Source organism: Clostridium sp., from assembly GCF_050717535.1.
Taxonomy (GTDB): domain Bacteria; phylum Bacillota; class Clostridia; order Clostridiales; family Clostridiaceae; genus Clostridium_AD.
On the sequence record NZ_JBOITM010000080.1, the window covers coordinates 29,929 to 47,123 of the forward strand.

Sequence of the window (17,195 nt, forward strand, 5' to 3'; positions counted from 1 at the left end):
CTGTCATTCGCCAAGAACAACAGGAATCTTAGCTACTAGCGGTCCATTAACACCAAGTGGGTTAATAGTAACTCCGCTGCTTAAAGGTAAGGTTTGTGAACTGATAATTTCTCCACAAACTTGATTAGGTTGAAGGACTTGATCGTTGCGCAAAGGTAATTCTTCCTTTTTTTAAGGTCTTAAGACCTACTACATAATATGTAGAAAACAAATAAAAGGTTACTTTGAATATGTGCATATTATAAATTTTACACATAAAAGAAAAAAGCATAGAATAGTTGATATTATATAGGTAAATGCAGTAATATATAAACAAGTAGGATATAATAGTCTTATAGTAAGATACTAGAAATAAAATAGACTAGTTATTATTTGAATAGGTACAAAGATAAAATTTGATTAAAACAGTGGAGTTGGTAATTATGTCGCAGCAAAGTATTTTTGATGAAAAGGTCGATATTAAGGATAAAATAGAAATGGAGATTAGAGAACCCAATAAGTACAATGTAATTATTCATAATGATGATTATACAAGTATGGAGTTTGTTGTGCAAGTATTGGTGGGAGTTTTTAAAAAACAGGTTGTGGAAGCCACGAAAATTATGTTTGATGTACATAAAAAAGGTAGAGGCATTGCAGGAATATATAGCTATGACGTAGGTGTAACAAAAATCATTCAAGCTATGGAAATGTGTGAGGAAAGTGGTTTCCCATTAAAATTGACCTTAGAAGAGGAGTAATTATGCAATTAGATAATATAGTAAATGAGATTATTACGGCGGCTTATAACGAAGCTCAAATGTCCAATCATGAATATTTCACCCCAGAACATATTCTTTATGCCTCTTTATTTTTTGATGAGGGAATTGATATAGTAGAGAATAGTGGTGGTAATGTTAAAACTCTAAAAAAACAGATAGTAAAATTTTTAAAGGAAAATATAGATGTTGTGGAAGATGCAGAGCCAATCCAAACAATTGGTATTCAAACAATTTTATCAACAGCAGAAGATCACGTTATGCTTTCGGGAAAAGAATTGGTTAGAATAGGTGATTTAATTGTAGCCATGTATGACGATGAGGAAAGTTTTGCTTCGTATTTTTTGCGTAAACAGCAAGTGAAGAGGCGGGATCTTCTTAATTATATAGCCCACGGCATATCTGTAGTAGATACTTTTGACTTTGCAGGTACAATAAACCATGAGGAAGAAGAGTCCGTTGAATTTGAAGAAAACGAAGAAGATGTAGACCAAGCATTTGAAGAAGATATGAATAACCCAAAGGGGGAAGAAAACTTTCTAAGCAATTTTACTGTGGAGTTAACACAAAAAGCTAGGAGAGGGGAAATGGATCCGCTTATTGGGAGACAAGACATTCTTCAAAGAACACTGCAGGTATTATGCAGGAGACTTAAAAATAATCCGGTGCACGTAGGAGAACCAGGGGTAGGTAAAACTGCTATTACTGAAGGACTTGCACAACTAATTATGGATAATAAGGTACCTAAGTTATTACAAGGAAGTAAGATATTTTATTTGGATATGGGGTCTCTAATTGCAGGTACAAAGTATAGAGGAGATTTTGAAGAACGTATTAAAAGAGTATTAAGAGAAATCAGTAAAGAGGAAAAACCTATAGTCTATATTGATGAAATCCATACTATAGTTGGTGCAGGGGCAGTTTCTGGGGGGGCCATGGATGCATCAAATATTCTTAAACCTTTTCTTGCAGATGGTAAGGTAAGATTCATTGGATCAACTACTTATGATGAATATAAGAAACATTTTGAAAAAGACAGTGCTCTAGCTAGAAGATTTCAAAAGATTGAAGTTCCAGAGCCTTCTACTAAAGATACTTTTGATATTCTTATGGGTTTAAAAGACAGATATGAAGATTACCATAATGTTATATATAAAGAAGAGGCTTTAAAAACAGCAGTTGGGTTATCTAGCAAGTATATTAAGGATAGATATCTACCAGATAAGGCAATAGATATTATGGATGAAGCAGGTGCTTATGCAAGGCTTAATGCACAAAATAATCAAGAACCTGTTGTTATTACGGTGAGTGCAGTGGAGAAAGTAGTAGCTTCAATTGCAAAAATTCCAGAGGAAAGTGTATCAAATAATGAAGTTCTTACACTAAAAAACTTAGACAGCGATTTAAAGAAGCAAGTTTTTGGTCAAAACGAAGCTATAGACACTATGGTAAGAGCCATAAAGAGATCTAGAGCAGGGTTTAATGAAGAAGACAAGCCAATAGCATCTTTACTTTTTGTAGGACCTACAGGAGTAGGAAAAACTGAAGTAAGTAAGCAATTGTCAAAAAATTTGTCTATTCCCCTCATTAGATTTGATATGAGTGAGTACCAAGAGAAGCATACTGTGGCTAGACTGATTGGTTCACCACCAGGATATGTGGGGTATGAAGAAGGAGGACTATTAGTTGAGGCTATGAAAAAGAATCCTCATTGTGTTCTACTTCTAGATGAGATCGAAAAAGCACATCCTGACATATTAAATGTGTTGTTACAGGTTATGGACTATGCAACACTTACAGATAATACTGGTAAGAAGGCAGATTTTAGAAATGCTATTTTAATAATGACTTCTAACGCAGGAGCAAGGGAAGCTAGTAAAAATATAATTGGATTTGGAGATAGAATAGGGTCAGGTGGAGCAATTACTAAAGAAGTTGAAAGGGTATTTTCTCCAGAATTTAGAAATAGATTGGATAATATAATTGTATTTAATAAAATTGATGAGGAGATGGCACTTCAAATTGCTAAAAAGGCAATGAAACAGTTTGAAGAAAAACTTTTAACCAAAAATATAAAATTAGTGGTTACAGAAAATCTATATGATTGGTTAAGTAAAAAAGGTTTTTCTGAGGCTTATGGAGCAAGAGAAATCAATAGAGTGGTCCAACAGGAAATAAAGACTTATTTTGTAGATGAAGTACTGTTTGGAGAACTTTCGCAGGGTGGTAGTGCTGTAGTTGATATTGTGGATGGTAAACTTTCAATTATTAAAGCAAAGTAAAAAAATGATAGTTTAAAAAAGATGTTGCTTTAGATGCAACATCTTTTTTATAATGATTACCTTCTTGGAATAATTTCTGTCCAATATCCATCTGGATCCATAATAAAATATATCCCCATAGGTTTATTTTCATAACATATACATTTCATCTTTTTATGGTAATCATAAGCTTCATCAAAGTCATCTGTAACTACAGCAAGATGGAACTCATTTTCACCTAGATTGTAGGCTTGAGTTCTATCTTTCATCCAAGTGAGTTCTAACTTATGTTTAGTTGATTCATCCCCTAAAAATGCAAGGGTAAAGCTATCATCTGGTGCATGAAACCGCCTAATTTCTACAAAACCCAATGCTTCTTTATAAAATTTCACACTTTTTTCTAAATCTAATACATTTATATTATTATGATCAAAGGAAAACTTCATTAATATAACCACCTTTTCTAAAAAGATTAATATATATACTATAACATTAATACATTTATTTTGAATTTTTAATTTGTAAGTTTTTATTGATTTTCATCATTCATTTTGGTAGTATCATAGCAAGATTAACATTTTAATTACTAATAAATATTTAATTATTTTAACATGTATATGATATTATTCCGATATAAGAAAAATATGAAGGAGAGATACTTTATGAGCGAAATGAGAGCTGAAATATACTATATATATCATAGCGGGTTTGCTATTAAAACTAAAAATCATTTTTTAATATTTGATTATTATAAGGAATCTTTAGAAAATGATGAAACACATCATAAGTTAGAGTTGTTATCACCTGAAAATATAAAGAGTATGAAAAACGTTTTTGTATTTGCGACTCATAGTCATGCTGATCATTTTAATTCTAAAATTCTAGAGTGGGAAAAGTATAATAGTAATATAAAATATATTTTTAGTGAAGACATAAAGCTAAATGTAAATAAACCTAGTTATAGCTTTATGGAGGAAGGCGAAGAAAAATCATTTCAAGGTATTTATGTAAAAGCGTATGGTTCAACAGATATTGGTATATCTTTCTTAGTTAAAGTGGATGGGTTAACTATTTTTCATGCTGGTGATCTTAACTGGTGGCACTGGAAAGAGGATAGTATAGAGGAGCAATCTTTAGCAGAATCTTCATTTAAAGCTCACATTAAGAAACTAAAAGAAGAAAAACCTATTGACATAGCATTTTTCCCCGTAGATTCAAGACTCCAAGAATTTTATTGTTTAGGCGGAGAGTATTTCTTGAAAAAAATCCATCCTAACTTATTTATTCCTATGCATTTTGGAGAGGATGTTGGAGTTACTAAAAAATTTGCTGATAAAATGAGAAAAAGCAAGGTGAAAACAGTTGAAATAAATTATTCAGGACAAGAGATAATTTATTGAAATTATTTTTAAACAATGTGAATAAATATAGTCATTTATGTTAATCATTTAAATAACAAAATAAAAAAGCACTACATGCGATATTTTTAGTCCCCCTAAATTAATATTGCATGTAGTGCTTTTTATATTGGGATAGATTTGTTGTAATAAATTCATACGAATTCAAAAAATAGTCAATATTAGTGGCTTTTTCATTTACAATAGGTAATAATTGTGATAACTTTATTGAGGGGAAATAATAGGTAGAAAGCATGAAAAAGGAAGCGGGTTAAAGCAAATGAGAATAGAAACTAAAAATGAAAATATTTTAAATTATATTTATATTATTATTGGAAGTACAATACTGGCAGCAGGGGTAAATATGTTTTTGGCGAAAATAAGATTAGTGACTGGTGGATTATCAGGTCTTGCCATTATAATTCAATATATTACAGAAAAACAATATGGAAGAGGAATACCTTTATGGCTTACTAATATTGTAGTGAATATACCATTAATTGCTATTGCTATAAAACTTAAGGGAAGAAAATTTGTAGGCAAATCTGTGTTCGCTGCAGCCTATTTATCTTTTGCATTGTTTTATACAAGCTTTATACCAGCACCAGAGGTCGATGTTTTGCTTTCAAGTATATTTGGTGGGGTGTTCGTTGGAATAGGATTAGGCTTTGTATTAAGAGCATCTGCTAGCACTGGGGGTACTGATTTAGCTGCAAATATAATAAAAGTTTATTTAAAGAATGTTCCAATAGCTAAGATTATATTAGTAATTGATTCAACTATAATAATAATAGGTGCTTTTGTATTTGGAATTGAAAAAGCTATGTACGCACTTATATCTGTATATATAGTTTCAAAAGTTATAGACAGCATACTTGAAGGAATAAATTTTTCCAAAGCGGTATTTATTATCTCAGATAATTCTAAGGAAATAGCGGAAGCATTATTGAAGGATTTAAAAAGAGGTGTTACTGGAATAAATGGTACAGGAATGTATACAAAGGGAGAAAAACAGGTGCTATTTGTAGTAGTTGGTAAAAATCAACTAGTGCCTCTGCAAAAAATGGTTAAAGAAATAGATGCTAAAGCATTTATCACTATTGCAGATGTTAGAGAGGTATTAGGAGAAGGATTTACAGAATAAAGTGGTTATTGAAATAATGAATTAAAATTTTTTTAGCTTTTTAATTTTATAAAGATGTAAATTAGGCAACATTTTCAAAGTATATTTGGATGACTTCCTGCACAAAATACTATTAGAAAGGAAGTGAATATACAATGAGTGATAGATTAAATAATAAGCCTATTACATTTGATCATCCAGAAAAACTTACACAAGGAGTAGCTTTAGAAAAAGGCGATGTTACAGCAAGAACTTTTATAAGTGAAGAAGATGGATGTGTAAAGTCTAACATTATTGTTGAGAATAAGGTTACTGGAGAAGTAGCTAAGAGTGATTCAGTTATTGGTGAAATAGTTGAAGATGAGTTTGAAGACGAAGATGAGTATGAAGATTTTGATTAATGGCACACAAAAGGTTGATAAATTAGGTTAAAGGATTAATTAGAAAATTAAATAAGATAGATTTATTAATAATATATCAGGATGTAGATAATAAAGATAGAATATGGAAGAACAACTATTAAATTGCTAATAGTTGTTTTTTCATTATAAATAGTAAAATAATTTGAGCATTTAAGATAAAATGTACTATAATCATATATATAGCTAAAATAAATATAATATAAGGAGAGACAAATATGTTTTACATAGGAATAGACATTGGTTCAACAGCAGCTAAAGTAGCAGTATTTAATGGCGATAAGTTAGAGAAATACTTTGTAATGCCCACTGGATGGAGTAGTGTCGCAACGGCTAATACTATCAAAGAAAAACTGAATTTATTAGGAATAAATAAGGGGAATTCAAAATCTGTAGCAACAGGGTATGGAAGAGTATCTGTGCCCTACGCAGATAAAACCATAACAGAGATAACTTGTCATGGTAAGGGTGCGGCATATTTATTGTGTACTGACTGTACAGTAATCGATATAGGTGGACAAGATACAAAGGTTATTACCGTAGAAAATGGTTTGATAACTGACTTTATTATGAATGATAAATGCTCAGCAGGCACTGGTAGATTTCTGGAGATTATGGCTAATGCTCTAGGCATGGATATAGATTCACTTTGTGATTTAGCAATTCAAGGTAGTGGAATTACAATAAGTTCAATGTGCACTGTTTTTGCTGAATCTGAAGTTATTAGTCTTATGGGTAGGGGGGAGAAAAAAGAGGATATAGCCTATGCTATTGTTGATTCAATAGTTAGTAAAGTTAGTTCATTATGTGGAAAACATTCTGAGGGATTTAATTATTTTCTTACAGGAGGGTTATCAGGGAATGATTATATTTTAAGTAGTTTATCAGAAAAATTAGGAAAAAAAGTTACTGCAAACTCATTAGGACGATATGCAGGGGCTATAGGGGCGGCAATAATGGCAAGTAAATTATAAAAAAAATTTGACAATTATTATTAAAAATATTATAATTCAAATTAGAATATAAAAATTAATTAGTTCAGATACTAATTATTATAATTTTCACATATAAAGACTGTGAAGAGAAGAGTAAATATAAGAGGTAGTCATAGCGAGTTGGTGGTGGTGAAAGACCAATACGAAGTTTATATTGAAGAACATCTCAGAGTTTCTAACCGAAATCCTCAAGAGAGTAGGCTTAGACGGGTCCAATCCGTTAATTATTGGTCATTATCGAATTATAATTCACAACATGAATTTTATAATTCTGTATTGAATAGAGTGGTCATATTTTATGACAAATTGGGTGGTATCGCGAAATTATAGTCTTTCGTCCCTTTATTTATTAAGGGAGGAAGGGCTTTTTTTATTATCTAAAAAAGTATAAAAATATAAGGAGGGCAATTTTATGGAAAAATTGTTAGTAAAACAAATTTACAGAGAAAAAGAAAAGTATGATGGATGCGAAATATCTATTTCAGGATGGATAAGAACTTTAAGAGCTTCTAAAGCATTTGGATTTATAGAAGTAAATGATGGAAGTTTCTTTAAAAATATTCAAGTAGTTTTTGAGGAAGGGTTAGAGAATTTTCCGGAAATAGCAAAGCTTCCTATAAGCTCTTCTTTGACTATAGAAGGAACACTACTTGTAACACCAGGAGCTAAGCAACCATTTGAACTTAAAGCTACTAAAATACTTTTAGAAGGAATGTCAGATACTGACTATCCATTGCAAAAGAAAAGACACTCTTTTGAGTATTTAAGAACTATTGCACATCTTAGACCTAGAAGCAATGCTTTTTCAGCAGTATTTAGAGTAAGGTCACTAACTGCTTTTGCTATACATGAGTTTTTTCAAAAGAGAAACTTTGTATATACACATACACCAATAATTACTGGTAGTGATTGTGAAGGTGCAGGTGAAATGTTTAGAATATCTACTCTTGATGCAAATGACATGCCTTTGGATAAAGACAAAAAAGTTGATTTTACGCAAGACTTTTTTGGTAAAGAAACTGGCTTAACTGTAAGTGGACAATTGGCAGCAGAGGCATTTGCACTGGCTTTTAGAAGTGTTTATACTTTTGGGCCAACATTTAGAGCAGAAAATTCTAATACAGCAAGACATGCGGCTGAGTTTTGGATGATAGAGCCTGAAATAGCTTTTGCAGATTTAAAAGATGATATGCAACTAGCAGAAGATATGATGAAATATATTATTAAATATGTTATGGAAAATGCTCCAGAAGAAATGGAATTTTTCAATAGTTTTGTAGATAAAGGTCTAATTGAGAGACTAAATAGTGTCGTTAATGCAGATTTTGGCAGAGTGACTTACACTGAAGCTATAGATATTTTACAAAAATCAGGAAAGAAATTTCAGTATCCAGTAAATTGGGGCTGTGATCTTCAAACTGAACATGAAAGATATTTAACAGAGGAAGTTTATAATAAGCCATTATTTGTAACTGATTATCCAAAAGAGATAAAATCTTTTTATATGAGAATAAATGATGACAATAAAACAGTTGCTGCTATGGACTTACTTGTACCAGGAATAGGGGAAATTATTGGTGGAAGTCAAAGAGAAGAAAGGCAAGATGTCTTAGAAGCTAGAATGGAGGAATGTGGTCTTGATAAAGAAGATTACTGGTGGTATTTAGAGCTAAGAAAATATGGCGGAACTAAACATGCTGGATTTGGACTAGGATTTGAAAGGGCTATTATGTATATTACAGGAATGAGCAATATTAGAGACGTTATTCCGTTCCCAAGGACAACTGGAAGTGCTGAGTTTTAATATTACCTTGTAATTAATTTATACTTTTTAAAGTAGCTCCTAATGTATATAAATTGGGAGCTACTTTAATTTAAGTACCTGAAAAAATAGCAAGAACGCAAAGAACACAAAGAACTCATATATAATTAGCTTAACAAAACTGATATTTTAGTGTATAATTTTAGATGTGCAGTTATATAGCCTATTAAAAAAAGAAAATAGATATTTTATATTAAGATTCTAAAGATCCAGTAAGTGAATACTGGTGATGAGTATACTCTTGACCTATGGTTAAGGGTTTTTTATGGTTATAAAATAATAATTATAAATATTAAATATATTTTAAGGAGTATATATAGAGAAATACAAATGAGGAGGGAATAAGTATGAAAAAAATCATTAAAGAGTACATCTTAATAACTATTGGACTAGCGCTCGTAGCTGTAGGAGTGTATTTCTTTTTAGTACCAAATAATTTAGCTGTAGGTGGAGTTAGTGGCCTTGCTATGATTATAAATTCGTATATGCCAAGTATTTCTATTGGGGCTATAATGCTTATATTAAATATAATCCTATTCATTATAGGGTTTATATTTATAGGATCTAGCTTTGGAGTTAAGACAATTTATTCTAGCTTGGGATTATCTGGTATGATATGGGGATTAGAGAAGATTTACCCTATGAGTGGTAGTATAACAAACGATTTATTTCTGGAGCTAATCTTTGGAATATTAATTGGAGCAGTGGGCATGGGTATGGTGTTTAACCAAAATGCTTCCACAGGAGGAACTGATATCATAGCCAAAATACTTTATAAGTATTTTCATTTAGATATAGGCAAGGCTTTACTTTTGTCTGATTTTTTTGTAACTATTTTCGCAGGTATTGCCTTTGGACCTAAAATTGGAATGTATGCATTGCTTGGAGTCATTATCAACGGGTTTACCATAGATGCAGTTATTGCAGGAATGAATATTTGCAAGAAAATTGAGGTTGTTAGTTCAAGAGGCGAAGATATAAAAAAATATATTATTGAAGAGTTAGATAGAGGGGCGACTTTATATACAGCTAAAGGAGCATATACTAATGAGGAAAAAGAAATTATAACTACTGTTTTAGGTAAAAAGGAATTTATAAAATTAAAGATTTTTATAAAAGAAATTGATAAAAAAGCATTTATAATCTCATATAATGTACATGAAATTCTTGGAGAGGGATTTAAAGATATAAATGATTGAAAAAATATAAGCTACTGACAAAGTCAGTAGCTTATATTTTAATTATGTGAAATATGTTTTTAATTAAGCTTCGACTGGAGCGCCTACAGGGCAAACACCAGCACAAGCTCCACAATCGATACAAGTATCAGCATCTATAACAAATATAGAATCTCCTTGGCTTATAGCGTTAACTGGACATTCTGGCTCACAAGCTCCACAACTTACACATGCATCAGTAATTTTATATGACATAATAATCAACCTCCTTTTTTAATAATCCACGTACATAATACCATAATTGGCCTAATAAATAAAGTATTAAGATTAATTATTTTTGATTTAGTTATGGATGGGCTAAACATTAGGTATAAAACTAAAACCATAGAATTTAATCTATGGAAAATTAGAGGTGCCTAATTTGTGGATATAAAAAAAGTGGGGTATTAAGTGAACTGAATTAAATGTAGTCACAGCTAAAAACTAGATTTAAAACAGTTAACTTAATACATTGGTAGTTAATAACTTTAGCTGTATATATATTAAAGATGAGCTCATCTATTTAGCTGCGAGTTAATAACTATCGGTAGTATTATATGTAGAAAATTAACAGACTATTCAGTATAAAATAAAAAAACATATTTTTATATTCAGCGCGAATAAGAGAAAACATAATAGTTTTTCCTCGTAAATGTAGAAAGGCGTAGGATTTATAGTTATTAAATAGTTTTTTTAAAATATAGTGTATATAATTGCTTGATTAATAAATAAAATAGAGGTATTATGTAAGAAAATCAATTATATAATGTATAGGTTTACCTAAATAAATAATAGGTGGTGTTTTTGATGATAGAAAACATTTACATGGAAAATTTATTTGCAAAATACAATAAAAATTTTGATATAAGTAAAAACATAGAGCTATGTGATAAAAAAATAAGTCTCTTCGCTGAATACAGAGGTGTAGGTGGGAGAACTTTTATGACGCAAACAGATATAATTGATAGATTTGAATTTAACGAATATTGTGTTGTAAAGGATTACAAAAATGTTAATATGGAAGATGTTGTTGAGTATACAGAATATTTGAAGACGGTGATTAATACTTTAGTAAAGCCGCATAGAGAGCATAAGAGTTCAACTATAACGGGAGTAATTGTATGTAGTACACCTATAGATAAGAGTACAGAAAATTTCATAGAAAAATTTAAATTTAATAAACCCTACAAATTCTATTTTCATGGCTGGAGTGAAATACGGCTATTATTAGTTGATTTAAGTAATAATCTAGTTATTTCAAATAAGCAAGGCAGAAGAGTGAAAAAGGTGTATATTCCTACATCTTTATAATAGATAAAAAGGTGTATATTTTTACATCTTTATATAAAAAGAAGGGGGACTATTAATGAATTCTATAGTACTATTACTTCTAGGAATTATTATTTTCTTAACCGCTTATGCTACTTATGGTGGATACCTTGCTAAAAAATGGGGTATAGACACTAAAAAAGAAACTCCAGCTTATACAAAACGGGACAATATAGATTATTGTCCTGCAGATGCAAAAATTCTTTTAGGACATCATTTTTCATCTATTGCTGGTGCTGGACCTATAGCAGGACCAATTCAAGCTGCTATTTTTGGATGGATACCAGTTTTATTATGGATTTTGATTGGTAGTGTTTTTATAGGTGGTGTGCATGATTTTGGATCACTATTCGCATCCATGAGACATGAAGGAAAATCCATAGGTGAAATTATTCGTATTAATATAGGCGAAAGAGGCAAAATGATATTTAATATTTTCGCATGGGTTACATTAGTCCTTGTGGTTGCAGCTTTTACAGATATATGTGCTTCAACTTTTGCCTTTGATGCTATGAAGCCGGAACTTATTACTGGGGCTCGTGCAGGGACTGCATCAATATTATTTATTTTCCTTGCAATGGCATTTGGTTTTGTTGTTTATAGAAAAAATGCAAGCATTGGTTTATCTACGGTTATAGGTGTTGCACTATTGTTTTTATGTGTATACCTTGGCTATACCTTCCCAATTGCTAAGCTTACAAAATTTCAATGGGATATCATTCTTTTAATTTACATTACGTTGGCATCTACACTTCCAGTTTGGATGTTATTACAACCAAGAGATTATTTATGCTCTTTCTTACTTTATGCAATGCTGGCTGGTGCAGTAGTGGGAATACTATTAACTCATCCTACTATGAAGTTACCAGGGTTTACATCTTTTACAGTTAAAAATCAAACACTATTTCCATTCTTATTTGTTACTGTTGCCTGTGGAGCCGTTTCAGGTTTTCACTCTTTGGTGGCATCAGGAACTACATCAAAACAAATTAATAAAGAGGGTGATGCGAAACTCATAGGTTATGGTGCAATGCTCATTGAAGGATTAGTTGCAATAATTGCTCTTATTTCTATTGGATATGTTGCTAAATCGCAAGGTACTCCAGCACAAATTTTTGCTAGTGGTGTTGCTACGTTTATGAATAGTTTTGGATTGCCAATGCAGGTTGGAAAAGTTTTTGTTATTCTTGCTTTCTCTGCCTTTGCTTTAACAAGCTTAGATACTGCTACACGAATAGGTAGATATATATTTCAAGAATTTTTTACAAATGCATCTGAGAAAACTAAGAAAACCTATGCAAACATGTATACCGCAACTTTTATAACGGTAGCTGCATCTGCTGCATTATTAGCATATGGGTATCAAAAAATTTGGCCAATATTTGGTTCAGCAAATCAATTATTAGCAGCCTTAGCTTTACTTGCAGTAACTTCATGGCTTGCGAAAGTTGGAAAGAAAACTATTATGACTTTAATTCCAATGGTCTTTATGTTTATAGTTTCGCTTTCAGCATTATTCCTACTTATTAAACAATATTTATTCAGTGAAAATAAAAATATGATTCTAGGTTGTTTTGCAGTTTTATTATTCATTCTTGCAATAGTATTAATAATAGAAGCTTACAAAGCCTTAAGTGGTAAATCAAAAGGCAAAAACGTAAGTGTTTAAAGAAATAGCCTAATTATTCAGATAAAAGGGTAGAGCAAGTTCGTGATTTTCATGGACATGATCTACCCTTTTTTATATTTTGGATCGTACTACAAGATGCTACAAGGTTATAATTGCCACCCACATGCCAATTGCCATGTGGGTGGCACTTTTTTAGATATTAAATAATGTCATCATCATATAATGACTAATTAGTTTATCTTTGGATTGTATGTAAATGTTTACTTGTATATAATTAAATTAAAGTAATTAAGAAATAGTTTCTGCAGAAATTTTCAGCAATTACGAAAAAATATAGGGGGCAATTTAAATGTCAAACCTTCAAGTAAATGCTAAAATAAAAACCAAAGGAAAAACTCAAGAAAGAGTACAAGGTTTCGGACGATTTTTAAGTGGAATGATACTTCCCAATATAGGTGCATTTATTGCATGGGGGCTAATAACAGCATTATTTATACCAACTGGCTGGCGCCCTAATTCTAATTTTGCTAAATTAGTTGGTCCAATGATAACATATCTTCTGCCTTTATTAATAGGTTATACTGGTGGTAAAATGGTAGGTGGGACACGAGGCGGAGTAGTTGGTGCAATTGCAACTATGGGTATTATAGTAGGAGCAGATATTCCAATGTTCATGGGCGCAATGATAATGGGACCATTGGGTGGTTATGTTATAAAGGAATTCGATAAATCTATCGAAGGGAAAGTGCCGGCTGGTTTTGAAATGCTAATTAACAACTATGCAGCGGGTATAATTGGAGCTATTCTAGCATTGGTTGCATTTGTAGGAATTGGCCCAGTAGTACTAGGGTTAAATGGTGTTCTAAAAAATGCAGTGGAAGTCATAGTAAAAGCAGGGTTATTACCACTGGCAGCTATATTTATAGAACCAGCAAAAATATTGTTTCTAAATAATGCAATAGGTAATGGAATTTTGGTGCCAATAGGTGCACAAGAAATTAAAACAATGGGAAAATCAGTATTTTTCTTATTAGAATCAAATCCAGGTCCTGGACTTGGAGTACTAGTAGCCTATTGGATGTTCGCAAAAGGCGCAGTAAAAGAATCAGCACCTGGAGCAATAATAATTCACTTTCTAGGTGGAATACACGAAATTTATTTTCCTTATGTTTTGATGAACCCACTACTTATAATAGCAGTAATTTGTGGTGGAGCAAGTGGAATATTTACCTTCCAAATTTTTGGAGCAGGATTAATTGCAGCAGCATCTCCAGGAAGTATAATTGCTATAATTGCAATGACTCCTAAAGGAGGATATTTAGGAGTACTGGCAGGTGTGCTTGTAGGCGCTGTGGTTTCCTTCTTAATATCATCTGTAATAATTAAAAGATCAAATGGCAAGACAACAGGAAATGAATTGGAACAGGCAAAAGAAAAGGTTAGTGAGTTAAAGGGAGTAAGAGTTAAAACTTTTAAAAAAGTAATATTTTCATGTGATGCAGGAATGGGATCAAGTGCAATGGGAGCAACAACATTAAAGAACAAGTTTAAAAAAGCAGGTTTTGATATAGAGGTTGTTCATTGCGCAATAAACGAAATTCCGATTGATGCAGAACTTGTTATTACTCATGAAACATTAGCAGATAGGGCAAGAAGCAGAGCACCAAAGGCGGAAATTATTCCAATTAAAAATTTTATCAATAGTCCTGAATATGATAAATTAGTAAATAGACTTTTATAATTAGAAGCTTATACATAAAAACAGTAAATTAAGGTTTACTGTTTTTGTGTATAAATATAAATTGTAAGTAATTTATATATAAAGATATTTTGAAAATGCAGTGAATTCATATAAATAAATTTTTGTGAATATGTGGATAATAAATAGGTGGAATAGTTCTAGATTAATTTGGTATTGTGTTTAATATTTATTACATATTAAATATTGTCATCATTAGCTACTGACTAATCAATATATCTTTGAATTGTATGCAGTTGTTTACTAGAATATAATAAAGTTAAAGTAATTGAGAAACAGTTACTTCAAAGATTATTTTAATAAAAAATTCAAAGTAACATTAATACAATCTTTTAATAAATTTGGAGGAATTTTATGAAGGATTACAAGATTAATTTACGCGTAAAGAATATCTTGCAAAATATATGTAATGAAAATGATTACATAACTATAGGAAAAATCGCAAAAGATCTAGAAGTTAGTGGGAGGACAGTACGCAGAGAAATCCCTGAGGTAGAGAAATTTCTTAAGCAAAATGGAGTAAGTCTTGATAAAAAAACTGGAGTTGGCATTAAAATAATGGGTACGATTAAAGAGAAACAAGCTATTATTCAATTATTAAATGGAGAAAAAGGAGAAATAATATTTACTCCACTAGAAAGAAAAAATATAATTATAAGTGAACTACTTCAAAACCAAGAGCCAGTTAAGTTATATAATTTTACTAGAATTCTAAAAGTTACAGAAGCAACTATTAGTAATGATTTAGAAAAAACAGATGAATGGTTTAGAAAGCATAGCTTAAATCTAATTAGAAAACAAGGACTAGGTGTATATGTAGAAGGTAAAGAAAATCATATAAGAAAAGCTATGGTTAGCTTAATCTATGAAAATACAAATGAAAGCCAGCTTTTAAATTTAATAAGAGAAAATTTAGATAACTCAGAAGTTGTAGCACAAGACATTAAGGTTTCCTCTCGTAATAGATTACTTAATTTAATAGATAATGAGACAATAAAGAAAATAGAAGTTTTAATTGAAACTATGGAGAAAGAAAGAGATTATAAGCTAGTTGATAGTGCCTTTGTTGGATTAATTGTTCATATTGCACTTGCCATTGAAAGAGTAAAGAAAGGTGATAAAATAACTATAAATGGCGAGTTCTTAAAAGAACTTAAAACAAGCTCGGAGTATTTAATTGCATCTGATTTGGCTATCAATATATCAAAATGTTTCATGGTGGATATACCAGAGGATGAAATTGGGTATATAACAATGCATATAAAAGGATCTAAAAATTTTAAGGAGAAATACAAGACAGAAAATAAAACAATAGGAAGCTTTGAACTTGTAAAGTTAACCAAGGAAATTATTAAAATCGCAGAGATTGAAACAGGAAGATTCCTTGGAAATAATGAACATCTTCTAAATGGTCTGGTAAATCATCTTGGAACAGCCATTACAAGATTAAAAATGAAACTTGATATTAGAAATCCACTGTTAAAAGAAATTAAGGCTAATTATACTGATTTAATGAGGACTAGCACTAAATGTGCTAAGGTAGTAGAAAATTATATAGGCATAAAAATGCCTGAAGCTGAAATTGCATTTATCGCTATGCATTTAGGAGCTGCAATTGAAAACAGCGAGAAAATAATCAAGCCTATTTACAAGGTGGCAATTGCGTGTGCTACAGGGATGGGAACTTCAAGACTTCTTGCAACAAGGATAAAAAATGAGTATGATAACATTCAAATTGTGGATATTATATCTACAATTCATATCAAAGAGAGCATGCTAAGAGAGAAAGAGATAGATTTTATTATATCTACAGTTGATATAGATAAATGTTTTAAACCAGTAGTTAGAGTAAACCCACTACTTTTTAAGGAAGATAAAGAGAAAATTTCAAAACAAATAAAAGATTTAGAAAGCGCAAATATTACTCATTCAAATAAAAAAATAAATAATATGGAATATAAGGAAGAATTGATTTTATTAAACATATATAGTGAAGCAATAATACAGATCTTAGAGAATTTCTTCTTTAAAGAGATTCATAAAATAAGTAGTGTAGATGAGCTAATAATCGAAGTGAGTAAGCTAATAGAGCATGATTCAAAACTTGAAGAAAAATTAATAAGAGCACTAAGAGATAGAGAAGAAAAAGGAAATACAGTTATAACAGGACATGAGATGATATTACTTCATTGTAGAACTGACGCAGTAAAGGAACTATATTTTGGTGTGGTAAAGCTTTCATCAAATTTAGAAATTTTAAATGGCTTAAATAATATTGAGCATATTATGATTGGAATTATATTGCTTGCACCAGAAGACTGTAGCGCAGCTTATCTAGAAGTTATTGGGTATGTAAGTAAGATGTTAATTGAAAGAGATAATTTCCTTAGGTATTTAAAAGATGGAGACAGCGATAATGCGTTTAATGAATTAAATGATATATTAAAAGAATTTTATAGACAAAAGGTAAATAATTAATGGGGGT

The 17,195-nt window shown here is 30.9% G+C and carries 15 protein-coding genes and 1 other annotated feature; of the genes, 12 read left to right on the plus strand and 3 right to left on the minus strand.

Going from position 1 to position 17,195, the window contains the following annotated elements; all coding sequences use genetic code 11:
* Positions 1–3: 3 nt before the first annotated feature.
* Entirely contained in the window at positions 4–153 is a 150-nt protein-coding gene (locus ACREVU_RS16240; protein WP_431552646.1) for a hypothetical protein, read from the minus strand.
* 269 nt (positions 154–422) lie between these two features.
* On the opposite strand from ACREVU_RS16240, the gene ACREVU_RS16245 reads away from it, so the two are divergent.
* Positions 423–740, plus strand: coding sequence for an ATP-dependent Clp protease adaptor ClpS (locus ACREVU_RS16245; RefSeq protein WP_431552647.1), 318 nt, complete (start codon positions 423–425; stop codon positions 738–740).
* A gap of 2 nt (positions 741–742) precedes the next feature.
* Positions 743–3,040 carry an ATP-dependent Clp protease ATP-binding subunit ClpA gene (gene clpA, locus ACREVU_RS16250; RefSeq protein WP_431552648.1) on the plus strand — a complete coding sequence of 766 codons (2,298 nt, stop codon included), beginning with the start codon at positions 743–745 and terminating at the stop codon, positions 3,038–3,040.
* Between the two features lie 56 nt (positions 3,041–3,096).
* Here clpA and ACREVU_RS16255 read toward each other — a convergent pair whose 3' ends face one another.
* Positions 3,097–3,465: a VOC family protein gene (locus tag ACREVU_RS16255; RefSeq protein WP_431552649.1), complete on the minus strand. Its 369-nt coding sequence runs from the start codon at positions 3,463–3,465 to the stop codon at positions 3,097–3,099.
* A 216-nt stretch (positions 3,466–3,681) separates the two neighbouring features.
* Here ACREVU_RS16255 and ACREVU_RS16260 point away from each other — a divergent pair, with 216 nt between their 5' ends.
* The 6 genes from ACREVU_RS16260 (at position 3,682) to ACREVU_RS16285 (ending at position 9,974) form a co-directional block, all read left to right on the plus strand.
* Positions 3,682–4,419, plus strand: a complete 738-nt coding sequence (locus ACREVU_RS16260; protein ID WP_431552650.1) for an MBL fold metallo-hydrolase — start codon at positions 3,682–3,684, stop codon at positions 4,417–4,419.
* Between the two features lie 277 nt (positions 4,420–4,696).
* Complete coding sequence (locus ACREVU_RS16265; protein ID WP_431552651.1) at positions 4,697–5,560, plus strand: YitT family protein; 864 nt, start codon at positions 4,697–4,699, stop codon at positions 5,558–5,560.
* Between the two features lie 134 nt (positions 5,561–5,694).
* Positions 5,695–5,940, plus strand: coding sequence for a hypothetical protein (locus ACREVU_RS16270; protein ID WP_431552652.1), 246 nt, complete (start codon positions 5,695–5,697; stop codon positions 5,938–5,940).
* A 236-nt stretch (positions 5,941–6,176) separates the two neighbouring features.
* On the plus strand, positions 6,177–6,932 hold the full coding sequence (locus tag ACREVU_RS16275; protein ID WP_431552653.1) for an acyl-CoA dehydratase activase: 756 nt from the start codon (positions 6,177–6,179) through the stop codon (positions 6,930–6,932).
* 93 nt (positions 6,933–7,025) lie between these two features.
* Positions 7,026–7,298, plus strand: a binding site (T-box leader).
* A 67-nt stretch (positions 7,299–7,365) separates the two neighbouring features.
* Positions 7,366–8,757, plus strand: a complete 1,392-nt coding sequence (gene asnS / locus ACREVU_RS16280) for an asparagine--tRNA ligase (RefSeq protein ID WP_431552654.1) — start codon at positions 7,366–7,368, stop codon at positions 8,755–8,757.
* A 365-nt stretch (positions 8,758–9,122) separates the two neighbouring features.
* Entirely contained in the window at positions 9,123–9,974 is an 852-nt protein-coding gene (locus ACREVU_RS16285) for a YitT family protein (protein WP_431552655.1), read from the plus strand.
* 63 nt (positions 9,975–10,037) lie between these two features.
* On the opposite strand, the gene fdxA is transcribed toward ACREVU_RS16285, so the two are convergent.
* Positions 10,038–10,208, minus strand: coding sequence for a 4Fe-4S ferredoxin (gene fdxA, locus ACREVU_RS16290; RefSeq protein WP_125001991.1), 171 nt, complete (start codon positions 10,206–10,208; stop codon positions 10,038–10,040).
* 591 nt (positions 10,209–10,799) lie between these two features.
* On the opposite strand from fdxA, the gene ACREVU_RS16295 reads away from it, so the two are divergent.
* From ACREVU_RS16295 to ACREVU_RS16310, 4 genes are all read left to right on the plus strand, one after another.
* Positions 10,800–11,303 (plus strand): DUF8052 family protein, encoded by a 504-nt coding sequence (locus tag ACREVU_RS16295; RefSeq protein WP_431552656.1) that lies wholly within the window; start codon positions 10,800–10,802, stop codon positions 11,301–11,303.
* Between the two features lie 55 nt (positions 11,304–11,358).
* Positions 11,359–12,990: a carbon starvation CstA family protein gene (locus ACREVU_RS16300; RefSeq protein WP_431552657.1), complete on the plus strand. Its 1,632-nt coding sequence runs from the start codon at positions 11,359–11,361 to the stop codon at positions 12,988–12,990.
* Positions 12,991–13,300: 310 nt separating this feature from the next.
* Positions 13,301–14,692, plus strand: a complete 1,392-nt coding sequence (locus ACREVU_RS16305) for a PTS mannitol transporter subunit IIBC (RefSeq protein WP_431552658.1) — start codon at positions 13,301–13,303, stop codon at positions 14,690–14,692.
* Positions 14,693–15,064: 372 nt separating this feature from the next.
* Positions 15,065–17,188 carry a BglG family transcription antiterminator gene (locus ACREVU_RS16310; protein WP_431552659.1) on the plus strand — a complete coding sequence of 708 codons (2,124 nt, stop codon included), beginning with the start codon at positions 15,065–15,067 and terminating at the stop codon, positions 17,186–17,188.
* The last annotated feature ends 7 nt before the right edge of the window (positions 17,189–17,195 follow it).